Genomic DNA, 13,211 nt, shown 5'->3' with positions numbered 1-13,211 from the left:
CTGGAGATCCCCTCTATACAGGTTTTTTAAATGCTTTGCTTTGATAATTGTCCTTCAAATATCTGGCCTGAGACAGTTTGAATGCCTTGTTCTCTTTTACTGTGTCATGATACCCGAAATACATGGAGAACGTGATAATGGAGGGGATGAATAGAAACCATGCGGGCTGCAAAACATTCCTGGCCTGTTCAAAGTCTCCTATGGCCGTATAATAAATTCCCTCAAACCAATGTGAAAAAACAGCGGTGATGCCCCAATAGGTCATGGCAAAAATAAAGATCGGGGTTCTGGTCACAAAGATGGCTCCTGTCCCTGGAGTAATAAAGGACCAAATTAAACCGAGACCCGGACTTGTGACATCCATGAAGTTCCTGTTCAGATTTGTTAATTCTGAAGCGGATGTATTCTGGGTGTATCTGTACGCTAATAAAAACAGCTTGTTCTGATCGACCGCTCTCCGGTAACTGTCATACATCGCAAACATGTAAATGCCAATATATCCAAAAAACCAGCGGAGGTTGATCACATGTTTGGCTCCTTCAAAATCACCAAGCATACTGAAATAGATGGCATCATTGATATGCGCCATATAGTTGACTATAAATTCAAAGATCACCAGCACGTAAGCCGTTAAATTAATTCCTAATAAGAAATGGCCGAATCCGGGAAGCGCTGCCGACCACCATAATGGAATCCACGGGCTGATGTGTGTCTGGATGTTCGTTCCGCTGCTGCTCATCTCTGATAGAGCATGGTATCTTTTGGCTTTCCCTTTGATTCGCATAGGCTCACCTGTCATTTTTTCTTGTGTTAGTGTGGTCTATGCGATTTGGGATTATTCGGCTGTGAAGCAATATTTTTCGGAGGAACCGTGCAATTGGCGAATATTTACGTTGGATAAAGAACGTGTGTTCGTATATAATAAGAACAAACATCTTAAGAGGGTGAGGAGCTTGCCAGCGAAATACATTGGCCGTACCGTGGAGATTGTGTATATGGATCGTTCGGGAAAACTGTCGCAGCGCCGGATTGAGATTCACAGCATTCAGAATGGCCTGATCCGGGCGACTTGTCTGCAGACGGGTGAGCCGCGCGCTTTCCGCGAAAGCAATGTGCTGGCATGGACTCCCATCATTCATTCGGCATAGGAGGATGACACCATGGGCAAGAAGCTCGAAGCCAACGGGCTGTTTGAGAGTTCGCGCATGATGCTGCCCGAGCATAGGGAAGCGTATCAGGCGTATATGAGGGAGCAGGAGAGAAGGGGGAAGCCGGTTCTGGATGACCAGGAAATGCAGCGGATCGAGCAGACGCTGATCGAATCCTACAACCGGCGCATGCCGATTACCGTGGTTGTATTCAATCCCTTTGATGATGAAGAGCTGCGCGGGATCGTGACCAACGTGAACACAGGTCTCCGGGAGATCAAGCTGGTCCGGGGAGATGAGGATTACAGCTGGATCAAGCTTGAGGAGATCATTTCGGTCATTACATAATGCCGGACCGGGACAAGAACTGGTTTATTGACGCTTTCTGGAGTGACGATTTACGTCAAACTATTAAACAGCCTCGGTCCGGCAGGGATCGGGGTTATTTGTATGCGCCCAGTTTTCTCAACATTCAGCTATTGTCCATACCTGCAGATAACATGGGTGAATAGATTATCGCACACCCAAAACAAAGGAGTGGTTGATTTTGTCACAAGCCAATTTGCCAAACATTACACCAACGATCGACATCACAAGAAAAGATGCGATCACCCTGATCATTGCGTCCATTGCGATGGAGGAGTTGGGATTAAGCCATATTCTGAATGCCGAGGGAGAGAAGCTGCAGTACGTGCTGGGCACATTGCCAGGCGTATCCGCGCCCGCAGTGACGCTTAGTGACTTGTTAGCTGTAAATGACAGCATCCGCAAAACCCTGAAAGAAACGACGAGGAAAGACTGGGTGCTCAGCAACAAATTAGAAATGGCTTTGTGTCATTCCGAGAGCCCGATTGGCCCAACAGGACCAACGTGTGTAGAATACATGCCTCCTCTTTGCGGCGGCCCTATGCAATGTCTGCCAATCAATTATGATGGTCCAGTACCATGTGTAGACATTCCAAACGGTCCAACATGTTTTCCAGTCCCTAACCCCAACTGTACCCTGATCCTTGGGCCAGAGGGTTATACTTGTGTATCTGAGGATCAAGTCCAGGCAATAGTGTCAGCAATGCCACGTTGCTAGGTTAGGCGGTATAAATCCAATTGGCAATATGCGATGACGCGCGACGGCTATGGCCGTTCAGTTGGCCATCGTCGCCTTCATCTTCCTGCATAAATAGATCGTGAAAGACGTTGTAGCCGGACCACTTGAGCCTATTTCGGGATAAAACGCGGAAAACAAGCCAATGCCCGTCACCCCGGAACCCAGTGGGGAATAGATTGGGAGTAATCCAAACGAAAGGAGAGATTGTTATTGTCTCAATCCAATCTGCCTAACATTACACCAACGATCACCATCACAAGAGACGACGCCATATCTTTAATCGTAGCTTCGATAGCCATGGAGGAGTTGGGACTCAGTCACATTCTGAATGCTGAAGGTGAGAAGCTTCAATATGTACTGGGAACCTTGCCTGGTGTGTCAGGACCGGTTGCTTCCATCAGCGATATATTGGCTGTAAATGACAGCATCCGCAAAACGCTGCAGGAAACGATCAATAAAGACTTTGTGCTGAGCAACAAATTGGAAACAGCTCTGGACGCCACCAATCTTGTGGGGCCGACCGGTCCTCCAGGACCGCCGGGACCAGCAGGAGGACCAACCGGTCCAGTGGGTCCGACAGGAGCGACTGGAGTAGTAGTAGGCATTACCGGTCCAGCAGGACCAACGGGGCCAGCGGGTGAAACCGGAGCCAAAGGTGAGACAGGAGCCGCCGGCGCAACAGGCCCAGACGGAGCAACAGGCCCAGATGGAGCAACAGGAGCAGACGGAGCAACGGGTCCAGATGGAGCAACGGGTCCAGATGGAGCAACGGGTCCAGACGGAGCAACGGGTCCAGACGGAGCAACAGGAGCAGATGGGGCAACGGGTCCAGATGGAGCGACAGGCCCAGATGGAGCAACAGGAGCAGATGGAGCAACGGGCCCAGATGGAGCAACAGGTCCGCAAGGTGAAACAGGAGCAATGGGGCCGTCGTCATTTTTTATTGGTCACGAACATCATGCGAACAGAACCGAAGCCATCACAGGATAAGGCTAGCCAGCGCTTAAAGAATGATACAATTTGTACATATTTTGTAGTAGCCTATCAGAGTAATCGCAAGATAAGAGCGAGACAGTGAATACATAAAGAAGGCTTGAGCAGTAAACGTAAAGACAAAAGTTTCTTTAGAAATAATCATGCACTCATAACCAAATATCGGAAAACAGTGCCATTCATATGATAGGGATCTCAAGAAAAAACTGCAGGTAACGGACTACACGCAGGCTTGTATATTTTTTGCCGGGACAAGGGGGCTTATCCCTTTCACAAGTGTTTTTGACCATTCTAAGAAAACGGTTGCAAAAGTGCAGGAAACCCGCGTCAGATCAAGGAATTACGGTTCTTCGTAAATCCCACACGTCAAATAAGAAACCACGATTTCCCGGCGGGTGTAACGGGTACACGGGGAGCGACCGGCCCAGCTGGTGCAAGAGGCCCAGCTGGCCCAGCCGGCCCAAGGGGTGTAACAGGCCCTCAGGGCCCGGGCGTGACGCAGAATTATTTGAGCGTTTTTGGAACTCCACCTCCAGGAACACTTCCCAATGCTATTGTTCCAGCTCCGACGAGGGTGAATCAAAATGGGACTGCCATCCAACAGGGCACACGTGGGACCATCAATCTGGCCGCGAATCAGACGTATTATGTGGACTACAGGACGAATGCCAATGCACAAGGCGGTGTAGCAGCTGCTTTGGCTCTTAATGTTAATGGAACTGTTACTACTGTGCCAGGATCTAATGCCGTAGCTACGAGTAATCGTATAACGCAGGTTTTAGCAGGGAGTGGCATTATTAGTACTGGAGCAAGCGGAGGTAACTTATATTTGAAGAATGATAGTCCTACAGCAGCTAACTTTGGCTCAACAGCTATAAACGTCATTAAGTTGAGATAACTTGGTTCATATTGCTGTCTTACAGGCAGTAGTGATTCCGATGGCTACTCCTCAGGCATATCAACGTGCCTGAAGGGTGGCCCTCATCAACAAATTAGAACCATAAACCTCGGATACTTCACGAACTGCATCCCGGTGATTAAGGGAGCTTGGTTTTTAAGTCAAAGGATGATCAGAATGAAGGATCACAATGAACATAAAGGCTACTTGGAGCGGTTGAATAAAATCCAAAGCGTGGTGGAACGGATGTTGATTCAAATGAAGAAAAATGAAGCGGGAGACATGGAGGATCGTACGGAGGAATTGGCCGATAAGTTCATAGATTTTACCATTGAAAATGAACTGAGACTGCAAAGTATTTATAAACAATTAAGCGAGTTGAAGAAGGAAGTTGAAGTGCTTGCAAACCCGACTGATAACCTGGGTGAAGCTCGAAAGAAACCCGGTCCCAAACCCAAAGGAGTGAAAAGACACTATACCTTGACCATGCCGCAAGAGGACTGGGACATAATCGATGGAATGATTCAGGCGGGCCATTTTAAATATACCTCGGATTACTTTCGCTTCCTGCACCGGTCATTTGTCAAAAGCCAGCAAAAGTAACCCCGTACGAAAGAGGAAATCCGTGCCTCTTTCGCCGTGTTTAGGAAGTTCTATCAGCACCGGATCGAGGCTAGTAGCATTCAGAACAGCCTCATCCGGGCAGCTTATTTGCAGGCCCTTTCCCGAATTGCTCAGCTAATTGTTGATTACGTTTACATAAATGGCAGAAACCTGCTCCAGATCAAGGAATTCCTGTTCTTCGTAAAATCTACACGTCCAATAAGAAACCATGATTTCCCGGCGGGTGTAACGGGTCCGATGGGAGCGGCTGGCCCAGCTGGTGCAAGAGGAGCCACTGGCCCAGCCGGTCCAAGAGGAGTAACTGGCCCTCAGGGGCCGGGTGTCACGTTGAATAGCTTGAACACCCTTTCAACCAACCAATTAGTTCCATCAGGGGGGTATATACCATTAGGACCCAATACTGTGCTTAGGGGGAGCGCTATCAGACATACGCAGAGCTCGCCGACTATTTCCCTTGCACCAAATCAAACGTATTTAGCCAGTTATTCGGGGACAGCCACTCCGGCAAATGGAGGAGTGGTCCTACAATTTGCACTAAACAATCAGCCATTAACTGTAGCAAGCCACTTTTCCGCTCAGCCCAGTAACTCCGGTCTGAGTTTTAGTAATACGGTGATTTTTAATACCCCCAGCACTCCCGCACAAAGTACTTTGAACATTAGGAATGCTAATCAAGTAGAACAAAGATTCGGTAGCCTGAATGTGAGTGTAGTTAAGCTGGCTTAATCGACTATAATTCAACTACCTTACGGTCAATGTAGAAGCCTAATAGAAGTCAACTTTGCCATCCTTCAGACGTTTATAAGGTTCTGAAGGATGGCTACTTCTAAACTCATTAATAACTTCATGAAAAGCATATGGCGATTAGGGCAATTTCCAGATCGAAGGATGATCGAAATGAATAGTCAAGAAGAGCGTATGGAATATTTGAAGCGGCTGAGACAAATCCAAATCGAGGTGGAACGTGTGTTCACTAACATGAACAAAGATGAAATGGGAGCAAATGATGACCATACGGAGGAGAGGGAACTGCTTGACATCACCTTCGAAAATGAATTAAGACTGCACAGTATTTATAAACAACTGAACAACTTGGAGAAGGAAGTCAGAGGATTGGCAAGTCAGGTCGATAACCGAGGTAAGGATCGAAAGAAACCCGGCCCCAAGCCAAAAAGAGGAATCAAAAGACACTACACCGTAACCATGCCGCAGCAAGATTGGGACATCATCGATAACTTGATAAAGGAAGGTCGTTTTAGATATGTAGCAGATTACTTTCGCTTTCTGCATCGATCCTTCATCAAAAGTCAGATATAAAACGGATGGCCTGTATACGTTCTCAACTAAAAGTGGCCTTGTACATATGTGCAGGGCTTAGGTCGATGGTAAGGGGGCAGCAGGAACTGGTTCAGAGGGAAAATGGAATAATTGCTAAGCGCTTAGAAATAGTTATGGCAAACCCTGCTGGTTATGCCAGCAGGGTTTTGTGTGCTGAGCAAGCTAAAGGATGGCTGATTCATCAAAGAATGCCCACAATGGAAGCCATCCTCCAAAAGCCGTGGTTGGTTGAGGACCCTATGATCCTTAAATATCTGAATTATATAGTTCATTAAAGAGCAGCAGAGCGTCTTTGAAACCTTGTATGTATATACTTCTTTCTAAGATGGATTGAAGAGAAATTTGGGCATCTTCGTACTGAAACACCGTATGCTGTAGTTGATCGGGAATAGCTTCACGAATTGATCTAAAATGCTCGTCCGCCTCAACAGATAGCTGCTTATAGTCTGTGTGCCCCTCCAGAAGCTCGCTGTAGAGTACTTCTAAACGTAATCGAATCAGTGGCTCTGCTATCGATTCCAATGCATTGACCATATCTGTTCCTCCTTGGAAAAACTTTTTATAATCCTTATGGTAACAAAATAGGAGATTCCAGGACCTTCATTCTCTAGCCGAACAGTTGCTGAAAATATGGCTGATAGGATAACCGTAGGTATTCGTGCACGCAAAGTTGAATGCTGTTTTTCTATCCATTTTCAAAATCATTGTAAAGACAAAATATGATGATTCCAAGATACTGTAGAATGTATTTCGCAAAAATATACCCTATAGGGATTAATATCGATACGTCACGCAGAGTTTTATGAACTTAATCAACTCAACAGGGTCTGTATCACGCAACCATACTGAATGGCCGTTGCTGTATTATTACGAGTACAATCTTGAAATGAAGGGCACCGCCTATAAGAAGTAATATGTACTATTACTTCTTATGATTAGTGGAGTGGGGCGCACAGAATGCGGTTGAATACATTGTGCAGGCATGAATTTACTTTCTATACTTTTTCTTCGTAATACTAGAAACTTCAGCCACGGGTTGAGGTCGTTTATTTAAAAACAGCCTCACCCTAGCTCAGCTTTCTATGAGGAAATTGGTAGGGAGGGGGGTAAAGCGCGATAATACGGCAAAAGACTTTCCGAAACTGAATCTTTTGGTGTAAGGACCCATGCAATTACTCATTCGCTTCCGGCTCCAGTTCGCTCATCGACTTGCGCACCATCTTCCCTTGCTCCATTTGCTGTATGGATTCCTTTAGCCTTTTCATATTAGCCGGGTTATAAAAAGGATCGGTCTGTGCTGTAATTTCAAATGGGATTCCGCTTCTTTTATTCAATTCTTCATCCATTCGAAGCACCCCTTCCATACAGGTTAATAATTCAGGAGTTCACATGATCGACCGGATAAGCATACAGAATGTATCGTTCAGGCGCACTGCCTACATAGTGAAACGGATAGCAGGTGGAGACCACCAGCACCTCTTTGCCCATTTTACGAATCACCGAAGTATCGTCTTTGTCCACAATATCCGTGCTTTTGATCTCGTATTCATAGCTACCATAGGGCAGCTTGACGATAAAACGATCCCCGATCGCCAGCTTGCCGAAGTTGCGGAACACCGTGTCCCGGTGTCCGGACAGCAAAATCTGCTCGTCATCCGAAGGAAACACCGTAGCGCTATAATGACCGACTCCCCGTGCAAGCATCTCCTCATCCGTGCCTTCAATGATCGGCAGATTCTCGTTCAGCTTCGGAATTTCGAGCAATCCGATCACATCGTTTTGCTTTGGCTTAAATTCACTTCTATCGATCAGGGGAGTGGGACTGGATATTTTAGTAAGACGTGTCTCTTCTGCCACACTCATATCAGGCTGGCCGACCAGCGCGTTGGCTTCGGCCATCGCTCCCTTCAGGTTGGCTTGATGCTGAAAATATTGCATGGCCCCGACAGCCAGCAGGCCAGCTCCAGCTACTGATAATAAAATACCTGCGACTTTACGCATGCGTCTTCCCTCCTGAATATGTATAAATATGCAAATGTGAATTCGCGGAAAGTGCTTAAGATTTTCTATAATTTCACATTACGATCTTACTCTCTCCCCACAGGAAAATCCAGAGAAGAAAGTAGCATTCCTCATAAAATCGCTGTATCAAGCCTTTAAATCGAGGTGTGCTCTTGTTTTGTATGTGTGAAAAGGAGTTTCGTCATTGTCATACCCTGGTGGTGCATTGTTCTGGGACTTATGACAAATTACTCATGTTTGGGCGAAAATATTGTATATATTTGGATGCTAGATTATACTAGGCGTGAAACGATGTTAAAAATTTTAAATATAGTGCCGGAGAGGAGGAGGGGGGACACGTTGACTGTAATAACCGGCAATCTCAAGTTCAGAATGAGTTTGGAGGGAGGATGGGTTCTGCCCGCTGGACAACCAGATCAAGCGTATACATAAACTCGGGTACTTGTAAAAAAACGGAAAAATCGGTGCTGGTGAGAAGGGAATGACACTGTCGAACCGGGCACCTGTGATCTGAAATAACAACAATTTGGGGGGAGACAATTGGTTAATACCCGCTCCACACGGCGAACAAGCGTATTTAAGCGCCTTTTTATTCAATTTTCTGTATTTATGCTAATCTTGGGCGTTCTGCCTGTTGCGCAACCATCTTTCACTCCTGCAACCCAGGCGGCTGATAGTCCTTGCTCGGCTCCGGTGGCGCTGCTTAACGGCAGCTTTGAAGAAGGGCCTGCCAGAGGGGCGGCGTACAATAATTCGGGTTACTATTTCAAGGAATCTGAGGTTCCTTCATGGAAAACGACGGACGATGCCACTGGTGAGAAGATCATTGAGATCTGGAACTGGACTGAAAATCTTCCTGCTGGAATAAAAACAGCCTATCCTGCACCACCTAATGGCAACAGATGGGCGGAATTGAATGCTTTTGAGAACGGTATGCTGTACCAGGATGTAGCAACAGTGCCTGGACAAACCATCCATTGGCGCTTGTCCCATATGGGACGGCAAGGGGTAGACACCATGCAGCTTCGTATCGGAGCGGCTACTGCTGATCCATACGACACTGTTGTGCAAGAACAAATGAGCGACGGAAACACGGCATGGGGAACTTATACGGGTACTTATACGGTTCCGGCAGGACAGACGGTAACAAGATTTGGTTTTGAGGCTGTTAGTACAGCCAGTGGAAGTCTGGGAAATGGCAACTTTCTCGATGATATCTTCCTCGGAACAGAACCGTGCGTAACCTCCAACAAGACAGTTGACCCGCCTGGAGAGGTGAAAGCCGGCAGTGAGCTGACGTATACAATTAACGTCAAGAACGAAGGCGGGGACGTCGCGGCAGATGCGGCCATTACGGATGCGATCCCTGCAGGAACGGAATATATCCCTGGATCGATGGTCCTGAATAATGGCTCCACGGCCAAAAATCTGACGGATGCGGACGATACCGATGAAGGCTATTTTGATGGAGAGCAGATCAACATCAAGATCGGGAATCTGGCGAATACCGACAAGTTGGGTAATGGAGTCACTGTGCAATTTAAGGTGAAAGTGCTGGATGATTACGCGGTGAAATCTGTTAACAACAAGGCGCAAATCAGCTATGAAAACTTATTGACCGAAGAAAAAGAGCAGAAGGAAACCAATCTAACTACAACGCCGATTACGTTTCCTATGCTGGAATCCAATAAAACGGTAACCATTCAGGATAAAGCCTCAGGGAATACTGATGCAGAGCATCCTGAAGTGGGAGACACGCTGTTGTACAGCATTGAGTCCCGTAATATGAATCCGGGTACTACGGTGAAAAATCTCACGATTTCAGACGTTGTTCCGACAGAGCTGGAATATGTGCCGGGTAGTCTGACTGTGGATGGCAAGTCTGTTACCGATAGTGAAGACGATGATGCCGGTCATTATGTCGGCGGTGAGGTTGCTGGCAAGTTCGGGGACGTCACGGATACGAATATGCATACGGTTGAATTCCGAGCTATCGTGAAACCTGGACAAGCCGGCAAGGATATTATCAACATCGCTGCTGTAGAGGGCGACAATGTGGATACTCCGGACCGTCCAAGAGAAGAGGTTCAGGTCTATCCACGGAACCCGCAGATTGAATCACAGAAGTTTGCATCCAATGTGGATGCAAGCAAGGCTACGTATGAAGTGGGAGACACCATCTCTTACACGATTCGTACAAGAGCTGTCGTGAACGACACCTATCTGGAAAATCTGTCGATCACGGATACTTTGCCCGAAGGACTGCAATACGTATCAGGCAGCTTGAAGGTGGATGGCGTGTCTGTGTCGGACGCGCAGGATGGGGATGCCGGACATTCCGTTTCCGGTGAGGTGTATGGTTCATTCGGCAATGTTGAAGATCTGAACTGGCATACGCTGGAGTTCAAGGCGGTGATCCAGGACGGACAAGGCGGCAAGACGATCCAGAATACCGGGAAAGTAACCGGAGACAACGTTAAAGTACCTGGTGAACCAACCGACAAGATTGTGGTTGAAGTACCACCGACTCCACCGGTAAATCCTCCTACAGATCCACAAGATCCGGGTAACGGAGGCTCAGGCGGTGGCGGCGGTGGCGGTGGATCGCACGACGATGACGACGACGATTCGCGCTCTCCAGTGCTGGAATCCGAGAAATCGGCGAAGGATGTGAACGGAGGCAGCATCGAAGTTGGTGATACGATCGAGTATACGATCCGTTCCCGCAACACCATTTCGAACAGCAGTGTAACGAACATGGTCATTTCCGACGATCTGCCGGAAGAGCTGGAATACGTACCGGGGACGTTGAAAGTAGACGGCGTGTCCGTAACGGATAGCAATGACAGCGACAAAGGCAAGTATGTGGATGGCAAGGTGACAGGCAGCTTCGGTACCGTAACGGATAACAACTGGCATACGGTGGTGTTCGAAGCGAAGATTGTCAAGGGAGACAAAGGCGACAAGATCAAGAATGTCGGCGAGGTTAACGGGGATAACGTGAAGACCCCGGATAAACCAAGCGAAGAGATTACGATCAAGGACCCGACTCCGGTTCTGGAATCTGAGAAAGTAGCGAAGGACCTCAATGGCAGCACGATTCAAGTCGGCGACGTGATTGAGTATACGATTCGCACACGCAACACCATCGAGGACAGTGTCGTAACGAATTTGGAAATTTCCGATGCCTTGCGCGCTGAACTGCAATATGTGCCAGGCACGCTGAAGGTGGACGGCGTTGCCGTAACCGATGCGCAAGACAGTGATAAAGGGCATTATGTCAATGGCACCGTGAGCGGTCAATTCGGTGACGTAACAGATACCGACTGGCATACGGTTGTATTCCAGGCGAAGCTGGTAGCTGGTCAGAATGGCCAGACGATCAGCAACACCGCCGAAGTAACCGGGGATAACCTGGATGGTTCGAATACGCCATCTGAAGACATCGTGGTTGGTGGCGGAAGCGGCAGCAATTCCGGCGTTCCGGGAGAACCGAACAATGGTTCTTCTGACGGCGGCACGAACAACCCGGGCTGGGGAGGATCTGATTCCGGTTCCACAAATTCCGGCCAATCCGGCGGATCTGGGGGAGCTGGAGGCACAGGACAATCCGGCAACTCGGGTGACTCGGTGAACGGAGGAAACTCCGGTAACGGGGATGGCCATGGCAGCAAGCTGCCGGCAACGGCAACGAATATGTATGGCTATTTGCTGGCTGGACTCATCATTATGCTTGCAGGCCTGTTCCTGCTGAGAAGAAAGAAAGCTTAAAAGAATACAGCGAAAACAGCTGCCTCTCAAGGGGATTTACTTGGGGGCAGCTGTTCTTTTTTAGGAAATTCGTACCCGGTAGCTAAAGTCTAAAACTTCAAACGGATGGACTCCCGTAGTGAAGCAAATTCCTTCTATTTTCATCGTGACCTATGATTTTGACAAATAAATTCCAAATGTTTCTCTTCTCTCTCAATCTTTTCGTGTTAAAATCATCTTGCATTCTGAAAAAAGTAAATAAGAGGGGATGTTTCAAAAAAGTCTAATTAGCCCACATTGAATGGCAAAGAGGTGGGAAAGAACATGTTTAAGAAAATAATCGGATTAGCTTTGGTATCAATATTGCTGTTTCCAGTTGCTGTACATGCATCGGATCAAGTCCCACAAGAGGTGGAGGATGTAATTAGAAAAGACTTGGAAAGGTTCAAGCCATCTTTAGTGGAAAGTAAAAGTTTTAAAATATCCAGTGAGAAAGAGGCAAATGATGTGGATCTGAGGCTCGGGGTTAAATATTACGTCATTGAACCTAGTGCCCTATCCTCGGTATATGAGGATGATTTTTTTGATTTTGCTGGGTACATATTTTCCCTTGAAGGTACCGGTGGCAGTAAGGGAGTAGTGTTTACTGACACTAAGGCAGAGGGAATAACAAAAGCTTCAGATGACTTCACTTTTGTTGATGATTTGCATAAAGCTAAAGAACTGGTAGGCTTTAATCATGACAGCAAGGTTATTTATGATAATAGATTAAGCCTGTATGCTTTGGTCACAAATGTTGATGGGAAGGATGTGGTAGTACCATTTGATGAAAGCATAAGTTTACCTAATTTAAAGCCATTCACCGAGTATAATGCAAATGAATTCAGAGAAATGCTTATTGCTCAGGCAGAAGCGGAAGCGAATGAAAATGCTGATATTGATCCTGCTGATCGTCCTTCCGGTGGCTCAACAACAGACACCAAGAATACTCCTCCTGCATCAAACAACTCAGAAAATGCTGTTTTACTCTCAGCATCAGTTGGTGCAGTCATCATAGCAGGGGCTGGTTATATGTTGATGCGAAGAAACAGAAAGAATTAGTTCCCGATTCCAGACACCGGATTTATCCAAAATGTATCTTTAAGAGACTGCCCCTCAAGTGAGCTGCTTAAGGGGCGGCTTTTTTTATGGGACCAGGATACGTTTCGTATACAATTATATGAAAATATTGTCTAAATTTGACTGCTAGATTATACTTGGTTTGCCGGTTGGTTAAAAATTGAAATAACATGCCGGGCAGAAGAGGTGTGGACACACCTTACATGTTTTGAGC

Annotated in this window: 12 protein-coding genes; 8 read left to right on the top strand and 4 right to left on the bottom strand. The window is 47.0% G+C overall.

The window, feature by feature from the left end; translation table 11 throughout:
* Positions 1-13: 13 nt before the first annotated feature.
* Complete coding sequence (locus ACE5KN_RS25410) at positions 14-739, bottom strand: hypothetical protein (RefSeq protein ID WP_375526272.1); 726 nt, start codon at positions 737-739, stop codon at positions 14-16.
* 214 nt (positions 740-953) lie between these two features.
* On the opposite strand from ACE5KN_RS25410, the gene ACE5KN_RS25405 reads away from it, so the two are divergent.
* The 6 genes from ACE5KN_RS25405 (at position 954) to ACE5KN_RS25380 (ending at position 6,085) form a co-directional block, all read left to right on the top strand.
* Positions 954-1,148, top strand: a complete 195-nt coding sequence (locus ACE5KN_RS25405; RefSeq protein ID WP_375526271.1) for a hypothetical protein — start codon at positions 954-956, stop codon at positions 1,146-1,148.
* Between the two features lie 12 nt (positions 1,149-1,160).
* Entirely contained in the window at positions 1,161-1,496 is a 336-nt protein-coding gene (locus ACE5KN_RS25400; protein ID WP_375526270.1) for a YolD-like family protein, read from the top strand.
* A 199-nt stretch (positions 1,497-1,695) separates the two neighbouring features.
* The gene (locus ACE5KN_RS25395; RefSeq protein WP_375526269.1) at positions 1,696-2,232 is read left to right on the top strand and encodes an alpha-helical endospore appendage domain-containing protein; all 537 of its coding nucleotides are present in this window, start codon (positions 1,696-1,698) and stop codon (positions 2,230-2,232) included.
* 231 nt (positions 2,233-2,463) lie between these two features.
* On the top strand, positions 2,464-3,243 hold the full coding sequence (locus tag ACE5KN_RS25390; RefSeq protein ID WP_375526268.1) for an alpha-helical endospore appendage domain-containing protein: 780 nt from the start codon (positions 2,464-2,466) through the stop codon (positions 3,241-3,243).
* 1,078 nt (positions 3,244-4,321) lie between these two features.
* Positions 4,322-4,747 carry a hypothetical protein gene (locus ACE5KN_RS25385; protein ID WP_375526267.1) on the top strand — a complete coding sequence of 142 codons (426 nt, stop codon included), beginning with the start codon at positions 4,322-4,324 and terminating at the stop codon, positions 4,745-4,747.
* A 918-nt stretch (positions 4,748-5,665) separates the two neighbouring features.
* A complete protein-coding gene (locus tag ACE5KN_RS25380) occupies positions 5,666-6,085 on the top strand; it encodes a hypothetical protein (protein WP_375526266.1) in 420 nt (139 codons plus the stop codon).
* 267 nt (positions 6,086-6,352) lie between these two features.
* On the opposite strand, the gene ACE5KN_RS25375 is transcribed toward ACE5KN_RS25380, so the two are convergent.
* The 3 genes from ACE5KN_RS25375 to srtD form a co-directional block, all read right to left on the bottom strand.
* Positions 6,353-6,640, bottom strand: coding sequence for a hypothetical protein (locus tag ACE5KN_RS25375; protein ID WP_375526265.1), 288 nt, complete (start codon positions 6,638-6,640; stop codon positions 6,353-6,355).
* 638 nt (positions 6,641-7,278) lie between these two features.
* Positions 7,279-7,452, bottom strand: coding sequence for a hypothetical protein (locus tag ACE5KN_RS25370; protein WP_375526264.1), 174 nt, complete (start codon positions 7,450-7,452; stop codon positions 7,279-7,281).
* A gap of 31 nt (positions 7,453-7,483) precedes the next feature.
* Positions 7,484-8,107, bottom strand: coding sequence for a class D sortase, LPxTATN-specific (gene srtD, locus ACE5KN_RS25365; RefSeq protein ID WP_375526263.1), 624 nt, complete (start codon positions 8,105-8,107; stop codon positions 7,484-7,486).
* A 630-nt stretch (positions 8,108-8,737) separates the two neighbouring features.
* Between srtD and ACE5KN_RS25360 the strand changes: the two genes are divergently transcribed.
* Complete coding sequence (locus ACE5KN_RS25360) at positions 8,738-11,899, top strand: isopeptide-forming domain-containing fimbrial protein (protein WP_375533181.1); 3,162 nt, start codon at positions 8,738-8,740, stop codon at positions 11,897-11,899.
* A 303-nt stretch (positions 11,900-12,202) separates the two neighbouring features.
* Entirely contained in the window at positions 12,203-12,979 is a 777-nt protein-coding gene (locus ACE5KN_RS25355) for a hypothetical protein (protein ID WP_375526261.1), read from the top strand.
* The last annotated feature ends 232 nt before the right edge of the window (positions 12,980-13,211 follow it).

The organism is Paenibacillus terreus (assembly GCF_042138595.1).
GTDB classification, from domain to species: domain Bacteria; phylum Bacillota; class Bacilli; order Paenibacillales; family Paenibacillaceae; genus Paenibacillus; species Paenibacillus terreus.
Note: the sequence above shows the minus strand (reverse complement) of the source record. Positions and strands in the feature narration are given on the sequence as shown.